Here is an 18,285-nt window from a genome sequence, read left to right as displayed (position 1 = left end):
ACTGACTTACTTTATTGTATCAACTATTAAACCAATAAAGTTGAATTTATCATCGTTGTTTAAAGTAACCTTAGTGCTTATAGTAGTTAGTAAGATAAATTAAAAATTTAAATCATCAGAAGGAATATGGTTATGGCTAAAAAAATACTTATGGTTCTTACCTCTCATGCAGAGCTTGGCAATACCGGTCATAAAACGGGCTTTTGGGTTGAAGAATTTGCGGCTCCTTATTATGCATTTATTGATGCCGGTGCTGAGGTTACACTCGCATCAGTAAAAGGCGGGCAACCACCGATTGATCCAAATAGCGCCGCACCTGATGCCGCAACAGATGCTACAAAACGTTTTGATAACGACAGTGCAGCACAAACATTGATGGCCAATACAAAAGCGCTTGGTGATGTAAATGCCAGCGACTTTGACGCCGTATTTTACCCAGGCGGTCATGGCCCATTATGGGACTTAGTTGACAATACAGACTCAATTTCATTGATTGAAGACTTTATCAAAACAGAAAAACCTGTTGCAGCTGTTTGCCACGCAAGTGCCGTGTTTTTAAATGCTAAAAATTCAGATGGCAGTGCATTGGTTGCAGGTAAGAAAGTAACTGGCTTTAGCAACAGTGAAGAAGCCGCAGTGCAACTAACTGACATTGTTCCATTGTTGGTAGAAGATGAGCTGATCAAAAAAGGCGGTGATTACCAAAAAACGGATGATTGGGGTGTGCTCGCATTAGTCGATGGCTTATTGATCACCGGTCAAAATCCTGCCAGCTCTGAGCTTGCAGCGCAAAAACTGCTGACCCAATTAGGCTAATTCTTTAATATTGTAACTAAAGCCTTGCTTAACCCAGCAAGGCTTTTCAATTAAGCATCAGGATAGGTATACTCAGTCAAACATATTTAAAATTAAGTGATGTATGGCAAACCCAAAAAGCTCTTTGAGCATTCCTCCTCTAGTCAGTAAACGCTTTACGCTTATTGGTATTATTTTATTGTGTGTTTTACTGCAAATTATTAATAGCTTACCAGGCGTTAACTTAAATGGATTAGGTATTTACCCTCGCAGTCTAAGTGGCTTAACGGGTATTTTTTTCGCGCCTTTTTTACATGGCGGCTGGGCACATTTGCTTAGTAACTTAATCCCATTTGCAGTGCTTGGCTGGCTAGTCTGCCAATATAGCGTCAAACGGTTTTGGGCTGTATTTATCTTTACTGCTGTGGTTGGAGGATTACTGGTTTGGCTATTTGGTCGCGCTAATATTCACGTTGGCCTGAGCGGTGTACTTTATGGCTTGTGGGGCTTTTTAATTTGCTACGGCATTATGCATCGGTCATTTAAGGCCATTGCTATTAGTGTCGCGGTGGTATTTTTATATAGTGGTTTAATTTGGGGTGTTTTGCCACAGCGTCCCCATGTGTCATTTGAAAGCCACCTGTTTGGCGCACTCGCTGGTATTCTTATTGGCTATTATTTAGCAAAACAAGATAAGAAAAGCGCAAGTTACAAGCTTTAAAGTTAGCAAGGTTAAAGATAAAATATTAACCGTCATTATCTCGGATTAAATAAATTTGCGCTTTCTCAATTTCGGTTAGCGCTTTATATCCTAGAGGATAAGGCCAACCATAACCCCATCTAAATGTTGTTGGAGAATATGGACTACCGCCAACACGCACACCGCGAGCATGAGTTGTGCTATTTACACCTCGCTTACTTCAGCTACACATTCACGAAGTCCATTATCAACAATATGCCTTTGCTCATATGTACCATCTTGGCAATAACTATAATCGTGGGCGGTACAGCAAAATAACCATAATTATTGCTGAACAGGTAACAAACTTCGAGTAAATTAGGGGCGCTCAATCGATATGGAACCAACTTTAGCTGCAGGTTTGTTTTATCCCGAGTCTGAATGAAACCGCAATCTTGTATTAGTGATTTCAGCATTTTGCTAGCTATTAATCAGATATCGATACTGCTAAATTATTATACTTTGTCAATAATGTTGAGCCTTTTTAATGATTAAGCTACTTAAATTTACTTAATAACTAACTACACTCGGTTATAGAACCTATAATTAAAGCAATACCTTAACAAGAAACTATTTCTTCGTGTATAACTCTCAAAGTATGATTATGAATCGAAGCTGCTATTTTCCTAGTGTAAACGATGGCTCAACAGGTAAATAACTACAATCAAGAGTAGCTATTAGCTGATTATTACTCTTTTTAAGAATTATTTAGCCATAAAACATAGTAGATCGGAGTCCTATTTTTGACAAAGATAATTAAACACCTGAGCATAGTTTTGTTAGCACTCATATTTGCAATGTCATTTGCTTTTGCTAACTCGCCATCAGTTCATTTTGAACGTCTATCTATCAAAGATGGCTTACCTCAAAGCAGCGCGAAAGCGGTGTTACAAGATCGTAAAGGGTTTTTATGGGTTGGTACTGAAGAGGGTTTGGCCCGTTATGATGGTTATGAGTTTAAAGTTTTCAAAAATAGTTTAGATAATCTCCACTCACTCTCAAATAATTATGTAACTGTTCTTTTTGAAGATCAACAGAGCGATCTTTGGATCGGCACCAGAGGTGGTGGCCTAAATCGCTTTAGCTCTACAACTGAACAATTTACGCATTATCGCCATCAAGCAACAAATCTAAACAGTTTAAGTAATGATACCGTGCATGCTGTTACGCAAGATAAACAGGGAAATATTTGGGTGGGGACAGACGGTGGAGGCCTTAACCGTTTTAATCCTGTCACCGAACAATTTACTCATTATCGTCATCAGCAAGCAAACTCTGCAAGCTTAAGTGATGATGCTGTTAGTGTTATTACTGAAGATCAACAAGGAAACCTATGGGTAGGCACGTGGAGTGGCGGCTTAAATCGTTTTAATCCTATCACTGAACAATTTACTCATTACAAACACCAAGCAACAAACCCTAATAGTATAAGTAATAATGCTGTCAGTGCCATTCTTGAAGATAAACAAGGTAATCTATGGGTAGGAACAAAGGGTGGCGGCCTTAATTATTTTAATATCACTTACGATAAATTTACTCGCTATATCCATAATGCAACTGTGCCCAAGAGTCTGAGCCATAATGAAATAGCAGCCATTACCGCAGATCAAGAAGGTAACCTTTGGTTAGGAACTTTAGGTGGTGGACTCAATTATCTCAACTTAAAAACCCAAAAATTTACCCACTATCGCAATCAGACAACAAACCTAAATAGTTTAAGTAATGACAATATTCGAGCCATCACTTATGACCAACAGGGTAATCTTTGGATAGGAACCGATGGCGGCGGACTTAATCGCTTAAACTCACTTACTAAACAATTTGCTCACTACCATCATCAAGCTAATAAACCCAACAGTTTAAGTAATAATATAATACGCGCTATTACCGAAGACAGTCGAGGCATACTGTGGGTAGGAACTTGGGGAGGCGGTTTGAATCGCTTTGATTCCGTCACCGAGCAGTTCTCTCATTACCGTTATAATGAAGATGATCCCAACAGTTTGAGCGACGATAAAGTCTATGCCATCACTGAAGATCGCCAAAATAATCTTTGGATAGGCACTGATGGTAATGCCCTTAATCGTTTTAATCCAATGACAGGGGAATTTACTCACTATCGTCATGATCCTAGCAATGCTAACAGCCTAAGTGATAATGCGGTTAGTGCCATTACTGAAGACCAGCATGGCGATCTTTGGTTTGCCACGTGGAAAGGTCTTAATCGCTTTAATCCAATTACGGAGCAATTTACTCATTATCGCTATCAAGCAGATAACCCTAATAGTATAAGTAATGACAGTATTCGGGTGATCACTGAAGATCAACAAGGTGATCTTTTGCTAGGGACTTGGAAGGGCCTTAATGTTTTTAATCCAAACACCGAAAAATTTATTAATTACAAACATCAGCCAACAGATCCTAGCAGCTTAAGTAATGACACTGTCTACGCGATTACCGAAGATCGAAAGGGAAATATTTGGATAGGTACCGCCAGTGGCCTTAACTTATTCAACAAAACTACCGGTAAATTCACTCGTTTTCTGAAAAAAGATGGCCTACCTAATAACGTTATTTATAGGATTGAAGAAGACAATAAAGGCAGTCTTTGGCTGAGCACAAATCTTGGTTTATCTAACTTTGATTTTAATACAAAAACATTTAAAAATTACAATATGGATGATGGATTACAAAGTAACGAATTTAATGCTGATGCATCATTTAAAAATAAACGCGGTGAATTATTTTTTGGCGGGATCAATGGTTTTAATCGTTTTTTCCCCGATAAAATAATCAGTGATACCCAACAACCAAAGGTTGTTATTACCGATATGTTACTATCTAACCAATCCGTACCTATCAGCAATGTAGTGCCATTAGATAAAAAATCAGACATAATTAAAAACACGCCTAATAGTAGCTATTCTTTAGAAAAACCAATTCACTCCACTTCTGCAATCACCTTAACTCATCAACAAAACCTTGTAACATTTGAATTTAGTACACTGCATTTTTCCAATCCCAAAAAGAATCAATATGCCTATAAAATGGAAGGTTTTAATGAAAAGTGGATCACAACTACTTATAAAAACCGCCGCGCAACATATACCAATTTACCAACCGGCAATTATATTTTACGCGTTAAAGCCAGCAATCCATATGGCATTTGGAACGAAAAAGGAGTAGCCCTTAAAGTCACTGTATTACCACCGCCATGGCTATCATGGTGGGCATACTCATTTTATTGCACGTTACTCCTGTTCATTATTTGGCTATTTGTGTGCGCGCAACGCAAAAAAGTCATATTTATAAAGAAGCTAAATGAGCAATTAGAAATTAAAGTGGCTGAACGGACACTAGGTTTACAAAAAGCGAATGAAGAACTAGCTAAAATTACTGTAACCGACGAACTCACAGGGTTAAATAACAGACGATTTGTCGCTAATAATTTGCAAACAGACATTGACTTAGTACTACGAAAATATCGCACTCATGATCAAAATAATGATATTGAAAATCATAGTGAATCAGACTTAATCTTTTTTATAATCGACCTAGATCACTTTAAACAAATAAATGATCTTTATGGTCATGCCGCAGGTGATAGCGTATTAATGCAAATTAAACCTATTTTAAAACACGTTTTTAGAAATACCGACTATCTTGTGAGGTGGGGAGGTGAAGAGTTTTTAGTAGTTGCCCGCTTTACCGACCGAAAAAATGCACCGCTACTTGCGGAAAGACTAAGAGCATCGTTTGAAATGCATAATTTTGTCATAGATGACGGAACTATTATCAAAAAAACATGCTCAATTGGCTATGCTAGTTTTCCTTTTTCAATAAATAATCCCGAAAGTTTAAATTGGGAACGAGTTGTCGATATTGCCGATCACTGTTTGTATGCAGCGAAAGAATCAACAAGAAATGCTTGGGTAGGACTAAGCGACATTGATTGTTACGATGATAATTTATTTGTAGCCATCACTGAAAAAACGCAGCAATTGATCAACCTCGAGCAAATAAAAGTAGAGTCTTCAATTCTTAAACCGGATAAAATAAAGTGGCATTAATACACTTTTGTTTACTCCATTAAATAGAGTTAAGTAGTTGCAGGTTTCTCTTCTAATTATACAAAAAACACTTAAAAAATAGCCGCGATGTAAACCAATAAACACACGATATGATTATTGCGTGGCGTGGCAGTTTATATTATACCTTATGATCTCAGCGTCATTGTCACTAATACAACGGCGTGACCAGTGCTTTGGTGGTCATGCTCAATCAAGGGGTGGTCGTAGGTGTACGAATGAGCTCTGCAGCTCTGCTTCGCTCATATTTAATAACATTACTCATTGATATGTGGTAACGCAATTGTCGTTCAAATTCATAGAAAGTATTCAGTGGCTCAAAGATTAAATGTCGTAATTTAAAGCTGAGTAACGGAGACAACATAAACATTGCATCATCTAAATGATCTTCATATTACTCATGAAAGTTATCTTTGCTTCCCTTGCTCTAAATGATCAACTAGGATGGGTTGTTCGTAACCTTAATTAAAGTAACCAACGTTTAAGGAGTTTTGATGAGTAACAGCGAAAACTATACCCCGCCTAAAGTATGGCAGTGGGACGCGGAAAGTGGCGGTGACTGGGCAAAAATAAATCGACCAATTGCAGGCGCGACTCGCCAGCAAGATTTACCAGTTGGTGAGCACCCTCTTCAGCTTTACTCACTGGCAACCCCTAATGGCCAAAAAGTCACCATCATGCTTGAAGAACTGTTAGAGCTTGGTATCACTGAAGCCGAATATGATGCGTTTTTAATTAAAATCGGCGATGGCGATCAATTTGGCTCAGGCTTTGTGGGTGTTAACCCTAATTCAAAAATTCCAGCGCTGATGGATCACAGTACGACCCCTATAACGCGGGTGTTTGAATCAGGTGCTATTTTACAATACTTAGCAGAGAAGTTTGATGCGCTAGTGCCAAGCGACCACACCAGTAAAACCGAATGCCGTAACTGGTTATTTTGGCAAATGGGATCAGCACCTTATTTAGGCGGTGGTTTTGGTCATTTCTATGCCTATGCACCACACAAAATGCAATATCCTATTGACCGATTTACGATGGAAGTTAAACGCCAGCTAGATGTATTAAACCGCCATTTAAGTGATCATGATTACATGGCTGGTAGTGACTATTCAATCGCAGATATTGCTATTTGGCCATGGTATGGCTCGCTGGTATTGGGATATTTATACGACGCCGCCGAGTTTTTAGATGTTGAATCATATACCCACGTGATGCGCTGGGCAAAACAGATTGAACGCCGCCCTGCAGTAAAGCGTGGTCGTAGAGTTAACCGGACTTGGGGCCCAGAAGATGAGCAACTAGCCGAGCGCCACAGTAAAAGCGACTTTTAACGAAAACCTAACAGCGCGATTAGTATGACTAACCGCGCTGTTACTTATGCTGGCTGTAAATCTATTTGGTTATTTCGCGCCTGCAGGATCTGTAAGCCGCGTGCTAAGAATATGCCACTTAAAATACCGTAAATCGCGCTGACAATAACCATAAATTCTGTACTTTGCGTAACTGCTAGTTGTATTGCCAGCATCACTCCAACACAATATTTAGTAAAGAAAATGGCCATTATTAGTATAAATGGTACTTTGCTACCAGGTATATGAAACACATGCTGCTCACTTATGTAGCGCACTCCCTTTGGCAAACCGAATTGACGAGCGACTCCCCAACCAAGTACTAAACACACAAACCAAACTGCTAATGCAATTACACCAGAAAATGCGGAGTACACCCCAAAAACTGACAGGCCAGCCATTGCGACAGGTAACACACAAACACTGCGTAACGTGAGCTCTCTTGCTCGGGTTTGTTTGACACCAAGCACAATCAGGCCGGCAAATAACGCGAACACCCACAGCGGTGTATGTTTAATTATATCAATCACTAAACTTCCTTTTTATTGTTGTTATTGCTTATTGTATTAGTGCCTTGAGCTTAATCTTATTTAAATAATTAATAAAGTTACAATTACATTTTTTTAACCTTTATATACGTAGCAAGCTTAATGTGCCATCTCGATGCTAACTTAGAGAATAGTAAAAGGCGACGACAAACAAATATCGCAGAGTGTAATCGCCATCATTTCAGTAGTAGCAAAACAACAGCGCAATTTGATAACCAAAAACCACTCAGCAGCAAACTAAAACATTCTCTTAAATCGAATGGTTAAGCCATTAAATTGCATTGTTAATTTGTAATATAAAAGGATATGCTCTTATTAGTAATTTACAATTAAAGGAACGGCTATGAAGAACGTATTATTAATCAACTCATCACTCAACGGTGAAAACGGTAATTCACATCAGCTTAGTGAACAGTTCATTGCTGAGCTTACACAAAAAACTGACATTACAGTGACTCGTCGGGATGTTGCCGAAAACCCATTACCACACCTAACTCAAGCTGAAATGGGCGCATGGATGACAGAGCCTTCACAACGCAGCGATGAGCAAAACAAACTGGCTGCTATTTCTGATGAGTTGGTCACTGAGCTGCAAAATAATAAGCTCATCGTGATGGGCGTCCCTATGTATAACTTTGGTATTCCATCTACATTAAAAGCGTGGATCGATCGTGTTGCTCGCGCAGGCATTACGTTTAAATACACTGAAACAGGCCCTGTTGGGTTAGTTGAAAATACTAAAGTAGTTATTCTTGCTGCTCGTGGCGGTATGTACTTAGGTACTGATATGGACACGCAAACTAAGTATCTAAAAGACTTTTTTGCATTTTTAGGTATCAAAGATGTGGACTTTATTTATGCTGAAGGCCTAAATATGCCAGGTGGTGATGACAGCAAAAACGCCGCTAGTAAAGAAATTTCAGATTACGTATCGGCACTTTAATTTTTTGATAAACAAGCGGTCAGTAAGGACCGCTTTTTAGTTAGCCATGCTGATTTCATTTATTACACATTCTTATCGTCAGTGGATCCGTGTAACTCAACATTCAATACTTTTGTAAACTTGGTGCTTATGTTGCAACACTCTCTATAAACCGCCCATTTCGCTATGCAAAGGTGAAATCTTTTCACAGTTAGCGAAATTATTACAAAGGAGATGAGTATGACGATTAAGAAATCTGCACAATCACATTGGTCTGGCGATATTAAATCTGGTAAAGGTCAAATTAGCACCGAAAGCGGCGCTTTAGATAATCAGCCCTATGGTTTTAATACGCGCTTTGAAGATAAAGCGGGCACTAACCCAGAAGAACTAATAGCTGCGGCGCACAGTGCTTGCTTTAGTATGGCGCTATCACTTGCGTTAACTGAAGCAAATTACGTTGCTGATGATATCACCACCAGTGCAGTGGTTAGTTTAGATGAAGTGGATGATGGCTTTGAGGTTAGTCATATAGCCTTAAGTGTAGAGGCAAAAATTGCCGGTATTGCTGAATCAGAATTTAAAAAACTGTGCGAGCAAACCAAACAAGGCTGCCCTATCTCAAAATTAATGAATGCTGAGATATCACTCACAATGGCACTCAACTAAACTAAAAAATTAGCCGTATATAAGCCAAGTAATTATTACTTGGCTTTTTACTGCACGGTTTTTACTATACGTAAAAGGTATAAACATAAAATAACGTAAAATTTCAGCTAAATCTCTGGCCTAGCCAAGCTAAATAAATCATGCGTTGTCGTAAAGTAATCTCCGCCCATTTTACCAACGGTATTTAAAGCTCTTGGGTCAATATAGCCGTTAACAAGCACACTTTCATCAATATAAATACCAACTACATTTAATAACATCATTTGCCCGCCACCTGCTTGTTCAGAAATAGTGACCACGTCACGTAAGCTACATTCATAACGAACCTTAGCTGCTGCCACCCCCAATGGAGTTACTGATTGACTTGCACATGATGCGATCCCCACAGCCGTAAATTCACTAGTTTGCGAAGAAAAATTACCGCAGCTTTGATTCATTTGCTCCACCAGATTATGACTGACCACATTGATAACGCACTCTTTTGTGGCCAGTAAATTGTTTAAGGTATCCTTGTTTTGATTCTCAGCTGGATTTACCTGAGTCACACTCAATACCGGTGGATTAACACTTGCCACGGTAAAAAATGAATACGGCGCAATATTCGCCACGCCATCACTACTTAACGTACTTATCCACGCGATAGGCCTTGGCGTGATCCCACCAACCAATTTACTGTATGCCCCTTTTTGCTCGTCAGGATCAGTTAAATCAAAATACATCATCACCTCATTAAATTTAAACTCATTAAACTAAACGCCTTTTCACTTTGTTACGTATTAAAGACAAAGTAAATGAAAAAACGCTTTATTACTATGACACACTCTTTGTACTGGTTTACTAACGATTTACGACTAAGCGATAACGCATTAATCTCTCTTGCTGCAAAGCAAGATACAGCACTTAGCTTTGTATATTGTATTGACCCTCAATGGTTTAAAAGCAATCACCATGATTGCCAATCAATGGGACAACATCGCTGGCAGTTTTTAGCGCAATCTTTACAACAGTTAAACAATACTCTGAAAGACTATGGGCAACATTTAGTGATCTACCATCAAGCTGCTCATGAGATGATTGAACATTATTATCACCATCACAACGTGCGTACTCTATATTGCAGTGAACAAATTGGTTACGATGAGCAGCAAACGCTACTCAATGTAGCGAAAAATCATGGTGATCTTGTTATTAAACAAGCTAATACATTTACCTTATATGACAACCAGCAACTTCCTTTTACTATTAATGAACTGCCAGCAACATTTAGTCAATTCAGAAAGCTAATTGAGCAAACAACGCCCACTATCAATACACTTTTAGATCCTCCAGAGTACATAGCCAGACCTTTAATTGCTCCAATGCCTTGGCCAACTACATTGCCTAATGTCAGTAAAGAACGAGCGTTATTCGCAGGTGGTGAACAAAGTGCGACTGATCACCTAGCTGATTACTTTTCAAGTGCTAATCCATCTACCTATAAAGAAACTCGCAACGCTTTAGCTGGTATTGAAAACTCAACCAAGTTTTCTCCTTGGCTTGCTAATGGCTGCATTAGTGCTCGGCAAATAGTCAACGCTTTGCGTAATTATGAGCACATTCATGGCGCAAACGACTCAACTTACTGGATTTATTTTGAATTACTGTGGCGTGAATACTTTCAACTATACAGCCTGCGTTATGGCAATAAGTTATTTTCTTTTGCCGGAATTACAAAGCGTAAGCCACTAACCAGTTTTTACCCACAGCGATTTAAGCAATGGTGCACAGGCACAACACCGTATCCCATTGTCAATGCATGTATGAAACAGCTGAATAAAACCGGCTATATGTCAAATCGTGGCCGGCAATTAGTTGCAAGCTGCTTAGTAAACGAGCTCAAGCTAGATTGGCGCTTTGGCGCTGCTTATTTTGAACAACAACTGATTGATTACGACGTGGCATCTAATTGGGGAAATTGGCAATACCTTGCAGGTGTTGGCGCGGATCCTCGCTCGGGTAGGCATTTCAATTTAGTAAAGCAAACCCAAACCTACGATGCTAATAATCAATTTATTAATCACTGGCAAGGTGATGAGGTACACGCCATAGACTCGTTAGATGCCGCAGATTGGCCGTTAAGCAGTTAATAATGCTTAAAGAATAGCGGTGGTGAGAATAAAAGTTGTAGCACACAAAACCGAGCCTTTAAGACTCGGTTTTGTGCATTTTAGCAAGGTGCCACATTATTAAATGTTCTAATTTTTGTTTTTAAATCAAATGCTGCATAACCAGCCACAATAATAAAACAGCCTGCTGGCACAATATAAGAAAAAGCGACACTGAAGGTATCAATAAATACAGCCTGTACCACGGGTACTATCGCTCCACCTAAAATAGCCATTACTAATCCGGCAGCACCTAACTTTGCATCATCGCCTAAACCATGTAATGAAATTGCGTAAATAGTGGGAAACATTAACGATAAACAAGCCGATATACAAACTAAAGCCCAAACCCCACTTATAGTTGGCATTTGCACCATATATAAACATAATAGCGTCGCAATTACAGAGGTTGCCATTAATAGTTTTGCTGGTCTAATAAATCCCATAAGCCATGTCATCACAAACCGAGAGAACAGAAAAGTGATCATACTGTATTGCAAAAACGTTCCACCGGTCACTTCGTTTGTATCAAGTGCTTCCATAACGTATTGAATGGTAAAGGTCCATACACAGGTTTGCGCTGCAACATTAAAAAACTGCGCAATAACGCCAAAGCGATAATGTGTATTTTTAAATAATCGTTTAAAGGTTGCACGAAAATCGACATGCTTAGATACCTTTTTTTGCTTGCAAAAGTTAGGTGTTTTAGTAAATGCAATTGCCAGCCAAATAAGCACAAGTACGCAAGCCATACCCACATAAGGCACCATAACCGCATCTAGTTCTGCTTTTATTACCTGAGTTAGTTGCTCAGCGCTCATAGCTGCACGCTCATCTGAGGAAGCTATATTTAGGCTAGGTAAAATAAGGGTTGCGGCTAAAAACACACCGATATTAGTACCAACAGGATTGAAAGATTGCGCTAAATTTAATCTACGGGTTGCACTTTGCTGATTTCCCATTCCCATCACATAGGGGTTTGCTGAAGTTTCTAAAATAGATAGACCACCAGCTAACACAAATAAAGCGGCTAAAAAAAAGCCGTAAGTCATTGCTTGGCTTGCGGGATAAAACATAAATGCCCCCATCGCAGCCATGCCTAAGCCTGTCAATACTCCCGTTTTGTAAGAAAAGCGTTTATTTATATAAGCGGCAGGAATGGCTAAGCAAAAGTAGGCGCCATAGTAGCTAAACTGTACAAGTGCCGATTGCACTGAAGACATAGTAAATATTTTACTAAATACTTTAACTAACGGATCAGTCATATTTGCTGCAGCACCCCATGCTGCAAAGCAAAGTACAAGCAAAATAAAGGGAACCACCATCTCCTTAGAGACAAGAGGTGTTTTTGTATGTGTGTGTGTGGTCATTGCCATGTCTCAGTTGTTAACTTTGAGTAAAGCATTTAAACAGGTAAATATCACCTCGTCAATAAATCAACTATAGTTATTTATTACATTTAACAATACTTAATTGTACTCTGTCGTTAATTTAATATTAAATGATCAGCACAGTAATAAAACCAATGCTGTCGCCAAGTATGTCCGCTCAGTGTACAATTAGTTAAGTTATTCAAGACAATAACAGATTAGACAGGAATCATTATCAAAGCTAAAAACCCTCGACTCGTCTCACAAGAAGGCCGAAGCCAATCTGGCTTGCGTGCTCACAATGAACGTCGAATTATGTCTTTAATTCGTCAACAAGGGAGTGCGCCAAAAGCCGAGATAGCACAAAAAACGGGTCTTTCTGCACAAGCCGTTACAGTTATTATCAATAGCTTAGAAGCCGAGTCGTTATTAATAAGAAAAGAGCCACAGCGTGGCCGTGTTGGCCAACCCACGATTCCGTTTGCCTTAAATCCTGATGGTGCTTTTGGCATCGGCTTAAAAGTTGGTCGCCGAAGTTATGATTTAACCTTAATTGACTTGGTCGGAAATATTCGCGCAACCTTAAATGAATACTGTGCCTACCCTACTGTAAATAGTCTGCTCACTTTTCTAGAAAAAGGTATCAGCGTACTTAAAATGAGCTTAAGTGACGAGTTAGCCGAGCGTATTCTAGGTATTGGTGTTGCAACTCCTTTTGAAATTTGGAATTGGACTGAAGAAGCTGGCGCACCAAAGAAAGTAATGAATGAGTGGAAGTCTTTCGATTTTAAACAAAGAATCAATCAGATCATCTCTCTTCCTGTCTATGTATGTAATGATGATACCGCAGCATGCTCAGCAGAGCTGAGCTTTGGCAACCCAGCTCGCTTTACCGATTTTTTATACATTTTTATTGGCACTTTTATTGGTGGTGGAGTCGTTATAAATGAAACCTTATTTACCGGTAAAAAAGGCAATGCGGGAGCTATTGGCTCATTACCAAGGCCTGTACTCAATAGTGAAGGCCAACTAACATCGCAACAGCTGATCATGCAGTCTTCGCTGTATATCCTTGAAAAAATGCTTAAAGATGATGGCTACAATACCGACATAGTGTGGAGTTCAAAAGAATATTGGGGAGATTTAGGCCCTGTTTTAGATAAATGGATAGATCAAGTTGCAGATGGCCTTGCCTATGCAGCACTGTGCTCACTAGCTATTTTTGATTTTGAAGCCATTGTGATTGATGGTGCAATCCCTATCAATGTAAGAGAGAAAATAGTATTAGCAACAAAGTTAAAATTAAGCCAAGCCGATCATCGTGGCATTTATCGCTGTGCCGTACAAAGCGGCTCTATTGGTGCTAAAGCTCAATCAATAGGTTGCGCTAACCTACCGTTAATTATAAACTTTTCTCAAGATAACGTCAGCCTTTCCCACAACTAGCTTCCAATAAATTTATCAAGCAGCCGGCGCTATTCGCCGGCGCTTTAATATCCTGGATTACCCGCAAATAAATTCAATTAAATAACTCCATAAACTTGTACAAAAAAATAAGTAATAATAGTTGATTTATTACTTTTAGTTCTCTACATTCTATTTACAAATTTGCCCAAACTGGTGAGGCGGGTTGATAAAACAGCAAGTTTTTAATCACACGCAACAAAAGCAAAAAATGGTTTAGGATTTGGCCACATAATCGTAACGGGTACATCTGGTCAAAAAAGAGTGAATCTATCAATGCCATTAACCCAGCTAAGTTAGCTGGCTTGATTCGAGAAGATACATAAAGCGACGTATTTTTTGACACCAAAATCAATAACTGTCTTGGTGGTCAAGGCTTAGATTTAACCAAAGGTATCGTTTAAAACGAGACGATACCCTGACAATTTTTATAGGAATAACGTAATGGAAGTAGTTGCAATTGGTGAAGCCTTAATTGATTTACTCTCAAATGATTGTATAGATAAAACAGTATTAAGCAGCGAGCTAGGATTCACTCAATTTGCAGGAGGTGCGCCCGCAAATGTAGCTGTCGCCGTAGCAAAGTTAGGCGGTTTGAGCTCATTGCTTGGTAAGGTAGGCGATGATCCGTTTGGTCGTTTTTTAATAAAGGCACTCGATACACATAATGTTAAAACATCACATGTTAGCTTTTCTAAAAAGGGTAAAACTGCACTAGCCTTTGTCTCATTAGATGAAAGCGGTGAACGTACATTTGATTTTTACGATAAAGACGCCGCGCATTATGATTTGCAGATTTCCGATTTAACCTCCTCTTTATTTGCAGCCCCTAAAATAGTGAGCTTTTGCTCAGGCTCTTTAGCTAAGGCTCACATATTAAATACTACGTTAAATGCACTAAAACACTTTAAAGAAGCAGACTCGGTTACATGCTTTGATATTAATTTTCGACCTGCCTTTTGGGATGAACCACTTACAGCCCCATCCATTATTAATGATATAGCTAAAACGGTTGATGTTATTAAAGCAAGTAAAGATGAGCTGATAGCCCTGTATGGTATTGAGCATATTGAAACCACAATAAAAAGCTGGGTAGACAATGGCGTGTCATTGGTTTTAATGACTGATGGTGGCGAGCCAATTACATTTTCCTCATGCTCATTTAGTGGTACATATCCTTGTCCACCAGCGAATGTCGTAGATACCACAGCTGCCGGTGATGCTTTTGTAGGCGGTTTTTTATACCAAGTAGCTTCGCTAGTAAGTGATAAAAACGAATTTACTGATTGGGCCAATAATTTTGAAAAAGTATTAAAAGCAATCGACTTTGCAACTAAGTGTGGCGCCTCAACTGTCGCAAAGTTTGGTGCATTCGACGCTTTACCAACGCAGCAAGACCTGTCTGCCTGAGCACTTACAATCAACCAGCCTATTTGTAACCTCTATTCTAACGACTAAAACTCATATTTTTAGTTTTAGTCGTCTAACAAAATCGCTTTTAAACTACTTTTACATTTAATACGTATAAAACTATTTATGCCTAATTATTTATAAACGATACGGTTTTGATATCACCAGTATGAAAGAAAAAATAAACATAGTCTGGTTTAAACGTGACTTACGCCTAAGCGATCATCAGCCTTTAAAAAATGCGTTTAGTAATGGCCTGCCCACACTATTAATTTATAACTTTGAACCTTTACTGCTTGCCGATGGGCATTACAACGAGCGGCATTGGCGCTTTGTCTATCAATCTATTGTTGATTTAAATACCCAACTAGCTCGCTATAATAGCCGCGTGTATATATTTAATGAAGACATGCAAACCCTACTTGAATCGCTTCACTCGCAGTTTGCAATCACAAACATGTTTAGCCATCAAGAAATAGGGCTAAACAACACTTTTGAACGTGATAAAACCATTAAAGCATGGTGCCAACACCATCATATTAACTGGTTAGAGTCGCCAACCGGGGCTGTGATACGTGGCAAAAAAAATCGCCACAATTGGAACGAACGCTGGCAACAAACCATGCAAGCACCTATTGCTATACCTAACTGGAAGCAAATAAAGCCACTCCCCCTTACTGACTATAAAACACCCAAGCTGCCTAGTGCCTATACGCAAGATAATGAATATTTTCAGCATGGGGGCCCACGACTTGCCCGTGAAGTAATGCAAAGTTTTTTTGCTGAACGCGGTAAGGGTTATCAAAAAGGAATATCTAGCCCTAGTTTAAGCCGTACTCATTGCTCTAGGCTATCGCCCTATTTAGCGTGGGGAAATATCAGCCTGAGGCAAGTGTATCAAATGGCGATTGACGCATACCATAGCACTTGTGCTGATAAAAAAGGTTGGCAGCGCCCGCTTGCTGCATTTGTATCTCGCCTGCACTGGCATTGCCATTTTATGCAAAAGTTTGAAAGCGAATGCAGCATGGAATTTAAAGCATTAAATCCGGGGTACCATGCATTTCCATATCGTGATGACGCACAAGTTACTAGCGATATTGAACGCTGGGCACAGGGGCAAACCGGTATTCCTATTATTGATGCCTGTATGCGCTGTTTAAAAGCCACCGGTTATATTAATTTTAGAATGCGCGCTATGTTAGTTAGTTTTGTTACGCATCATTTAAACATCAGCTGGCAACATGCAAGCCTGCCGTTGGCTAACTATTTTTTAGACTTTGAACCGGGGATCCACTACCCGCAAATACAAATGCAAGCATCGGTTACGGGCATTAATACTATTAGACATTACAACCCGATTAAACAATCTGAGGATCAAGACCCGAGCGGTGAATTTATAAAAAAATGGTGCCCAGAGCTTGAAAAGCTGCCTGTAGAATACTTGCATGAACCTTGGGAGCAAACACCCATGGAAGCATTATTTAACGACTTTAAACTAGGTGACGATTACCCTGCACCGATGATTGATTTAACCAAAGCGTCTAAAGAAGCGAGAGAACGGCTTTGGCAATATCGCGAACGTATTGAGGTTAAGCGCGCTATTCCTGCGATTTTAAAAAAGCATGTAAGCATCGCCCCTAGAACAAAAAGTACCAAGACAAACCATCACAATGGCTCATAAAAAACTAACTTTACCGCAAAAAACCTGCCCCACTTGCAAACGTGATTTTGCTTGGCGTAAAAAATGGCAGCGCGACTGGGATAACGTTATTTACTGCTCAGAGCGTTGTAAACGCAGTAAAGAGCTAAAGCTAACCCCTTAGTTAAATACAATAACCTTTGTTATCAACTCTAAAAATACGGTAATATCACCGTTATTATTAATAATAAATAGCATGAATTAAGGGATACTATGAATTGTACAAGTTGTGGTAAAGGGTTACTTAAACCAAGCTTTATTGAAGGTCAATTTCGTTCACACACATGCACGCACTGTAATGGCCACTGGATACTAATCGAAGACTTTGCAGCTTGGAAAGAGCGTAACCCAAACTTTGCATTTGCTGACAATATCTCATTCGAAGCCGACGCTAAAGACACTAAAAAAGCGTTAATTTGCCCAGTATCGGGGGTCATTATGCGTAAGTTTCGTATTTCATCAGCAACTGACCACCGTATTGATTACAGCGCACCAGTAGGTGGGATCTGGTTAGATGCAGGTGAATGGGAATTACTAAAAGAAGAAGGCTTAGCTGGTACATTGAATGCAGTAGTAACACAGCAATGGCAAAACCAAATTAGAGAGCAAAGTACCAAGCAAAACTTTAGTGACATATATGCTGATAAATTCGGCGCAGACACTTATACAAAAGTGAAAGAACTCAGAACATGGCTTAATGCACAACCGCAAAAAGCAGATTTGAGAGCCTACCTAATGGCTGAAGACCCATATTCTGCGGAAAAGTAAGCTGCTAAAAAAGTGGGACTCGCTGTATCGAGTCCTTTTATCACAAAAAATACCACAGTCATTGTACTTGTTTAATTTTCTTATTGCTGTGTTAACCGCATGCGCCACTGTTTTACTGTTATACTCAAATGCTAATACGCAGAAGCCAATCGCGGCTATGTCATATTTACTTTCAACTTGTCATTCTATGCAAGTTAACCACCTGATTTAAAACCGCTTTATATTAAAAATACTAATTTAGTAAATAACAAAACCCTTTACTGAGACCATTGTTTACAGTCAAGTGTTTCGCTTGCCTGTAAAACAGCCCACAG

The 18,285-nt window shown here is 39.3% G+C and carries 15 protein-coding genes; 12 read left to right on the top strand and 3 right to left on the bottom strand.

The genetic code is table 11. The annotated features are described in order from the left end of the window. Positions 1–132 precede the first annotated feature (132 nt). From H5187_RS00575 to yghU, 4 genes are all read left to right on the top strand, one after another. Complete coding sequence (locus H5187_RS00575) at positions 133–816, top strand: type 1 glutamine amidotransferase domain-containing protein (RefSeq protein WP_149980845.1); 684 nt, start codon at positions 133–135, stop codon at positions 814–816. Positions 817–919: 103 nt separating this feature from the next. Further along, positions 920–1,516 carry a rhomboid family intramembrane serine protease gene (locus tag H5187_RS00570; protein WP_145237407.1) on the top strand — a complete coding sequence of 199 codons (597 nt, stop codon included), beginning with the start codon at positions 920–922 and terminating at the stop codon, positions 1,514–1,516. A 761-nt stretch (positions 1,517–2,277) separates the two neighbouring features. Then, entirely contained in the window at positions 2,278–5,604 is a 3,327-nt protein-coding gene (locus H5187_RS00565; protein ID WP_182797439.1) for a two-component regulator propeller domain-containing protein, read from the top strand. 512 nt (positions 5,605–6,116) lie between these two features. Next, positions 6,117–6,956, top strand: a complete 840-nt coding sequence (yghU, locus tag H5187_RS00560; RefSeq protein WP_182739388.1) for a glutathione-dependent disulfide-bond oxidoreductase — start codon at positions 6,117–6,119, stop codon at positions 6,954–6,956. A gap of 44 nt (positions 6,957–7,000) precedes the next feature. Here the strand turns inward: yghU and H5187_RS00555 are convergent, their stop codons facing one another. Next, positions 7,001–7,504, bottom strand: coding sequence for a DUF6622 family protein (locus H5187_RS00555; RefSeq protein ID WP_182797438.1), 504 nt, complete (start codon positions 7,502–7,504; stop codon positions 7,001–7,003). Between the two features lie 361 nt (positions 7,505–7,865). Between H5187_RS00555 and H5187_RS00550 the strand changes: the two genes are divergently transcribed. Together H5187_RS00550 and H5187_RS00545 are read left to right on the top strand one after the other, a co-directional pair. Continuing rightward, entirely contained in the window at positions 7,866–8,465 is a 600-nt protein-coding gene (locus tag H5187_RS00550) for an FMN-dependent NADH-azoreductase (protein ID WP_182739389.1), read from the top strand. Between the two features lie 219 nt (positions 8,466–8,684). Next, entirely contained in the window at positions 8,685–9,113 is a 429-nt protein-coding gene (locus H5187_RS00545) for an OsmC family protein (RefSeq protein WP_145237444.1), read from the top strand. 107 nt (positions 9,114–9,220) lie between these two features. Here H5187_RS00545 and H5187_RS00540 read toward each other — a convergent pair whose 3' ends face one another. Further along, the gene (locus H5187_RS00540) at positions 9,221–9,832 is read right to left on the bottom strand and encodes a flavin reductase family protein (protein ID WP_145237753.1); all 612 of its coding nucleotides are present in this window, start codon (positions 9,830–9,832) and stop codon (positions 9,221–9,223) included. Positions 9,833–9,904: 72 nt separating this feature from the next. Between H5187_RS00540 and H5187_RS00535 the strand changes: the two genes are divergently transcribed. Next, positions 9,905–11,239: a DASH family cryptochrome gene (locus tag H5187_RS00535; RefSeq protein ID WP_220493208.1), complete on the top strand. Its 1,335-nt coding sequence runs from the start codon at positions 9,905–9,907 to the stop codon at positions 11,237–11,239. An 80-nt stretch (positions 11,240–11,319) separates the two neighbouring features. Here H5187_RS00535 and fucP read toward each other — a convergent pair whose 3' ends face one another. Further along, entirely contained in the window at positions 11,320–12,627 is a 1,308-nt protein-coding gene (gene fucP / locus H5187_RS00530; protein WP_145237450.1) for an L-fucose:H+ symporter permease, read from the bottom strand. A 288-nt stretch (positions 12,628–12,915) separates the two neighbouring features. Between fucP and H5187_RS00525 the strand changes: the two genes are divergently transcribed. The 5 genes from H5187_RS00525 to H5187_RS00505 all read left to right on the top strand — a co-directional run bounded on the left by H5187_RS00525 (position 12,916) and on the right by H5187_RS00505 (position 17,971). Then, a complete protein-coding gene (locus tag H5187_RS00525) occupies positions 12,916–14,073 on the top strand; it encodes an ROK family transcriptional regulator (protein WP_220493207.1) in 1,158 nt (385 codons plus the stop codon). 462 nt (positions 14,074–14,535) lie between these two features. Then, positions 14,536–15,501: a carbohydrate kinase gene (locus H5187_RS00520; RefSeq protein ID WP_182767474.1), complete on the top strand. Its 966-nt coding sequence runs from the start codon at positions 14,536–14,538 to the stop codon at positions 15,499–15,501. A 169-nt stretch (positions 15,502–15,670) separates the two neighbouring features. Beyond that, entirely contained in the window at positions 15,671–17,185 is a 1,515-nt protein-coding gene (locus H5187_RS00515) for a cryptochrome/deoxyribodipyrimidine photo-lyase family protein (protein ID WP_182794070.1), read from the top strand. After that, positions 17,175–17,327, top strand: coding sequence for a DUF2256 domain-containing protein (locus H5187_RS00510; RefSeq protein WP_182794069.1), 153 nt, complete (start codon positions 17,175–17,177; stop codon positions 17,325–17,327). The genes H5187_RS00515 and H5187_RS00510 overlap by 11 nt, the downstream gene beginning before the upstream one ends. Before the next feature lie 89 nt (positions 17,328–17,416). After that, positions 17,417–17,971 (top strand): zf-TFIIB domain-containing protein, encoded by a 555-nt coding sequence (locus tag H5187_RS00505; RefSeq protein WP_182717039.1) that lies wholly within the window; start codon positions 17,417–17,419, stop codon positions 17,969–17,971. The last annotated feature ends 314 nt before the right edge of the window (positions 17,972–18,285 follow it).

Origin of the sequence: Pseudoalteromonas sp. SG44-1, assembly GCF_014164315.1 — a bacterium.
Taxonomy (GTDB): Bacteria; Pseudomonadota; Gammaproteobacteria; order Enterobacterales; family Alteromonadaceae; genus Pseudoalteromonas; species Pseudoalteromonas rhizosphaerae.
The sequence above is the reverse complement of the archived record's forward strand: the minus strand, read 5'-3'. Positions and strand labels throughout refer to the sequence as shown.

Coding starts and splice junctions, on each gene's coding strand:
- H5187_RS00575 (WP_149980845.1), top strand. CDS start 133: ATGGCTAAAAAAATACTTATGGTTCTTACCTCTCATGCAGAGCTTGGC.
- H5187_RS00570 (WP_145237407.1), top strand. CDS start 920: ATGGCAAACCCAAAAAGCTCTTTGAGCATTCCTCCTCTAGTCAGTAAA.
- yghU (WP_182739388.1), top strand. CDS start 6,117: ATGAGTAACAGCGAAAACTATACCCCGCCTAAAGTATGGCAGTGGGAC.
- H5187_RS00550 (WP_182739389.1), top strand. CDS start 7,866: ATGAAGAACGTATTATTAATCAACTCATCACTCAACGGTGAAAACGGT.
- H5187_RS00545 (WP_145237444.1), top strand. CDS start 8,685: ATGACGATTAAGAAATCTGCACAATCACATTGGTCTGGCGATATTAAA.
- H5187_RS00540 (WP_145237753.1), bottom strand. CDS start 9,832: ATGTATTTTGATTTAACTGATCCTGACGAGCAAAAAGGGGCATACAGT.
- H5187_RS00535 (WP_220493208.1), top strand. CDS start 9,905: ATGAAAAAACGCTTTATTACTATGACACACTCTTTGTACTGGTTTACT.
- fucP (WP_145237450.1), bottom strand. CDS start 12,627: ATGACCACACACACACATACAAAAACACCTCTTGTCTCTAAGGAGATG.
- H5187_RS00520 (WP_182767474.1), top strand. CDS start 14,536: ATGGAAGTAGTTGCAATTGGTGAAGCCTTAATTGATTTACTCTCAAAT.
- H5187_RS00515 (WP_182794070.1), top strand. CDS start 15,671: ATGAAAGAAAAAATAAACATAGTCTGGTTTAAACGTGACTTACGCCTA.
- H5187_RS00510 (WP_182794069.1), top strand. CDS start 17,175: ATGGCTCATAAAAAACTAACTTTACCGCAAAAAACCTGCCCCACTTGC.
- H5187_RS00505 (WP_182717039.1), top strand. CDS start 17,417: ATGAATTGTACAAGTTGTGGTAAAGGGTTACTTAAACCAAGCTTTATT.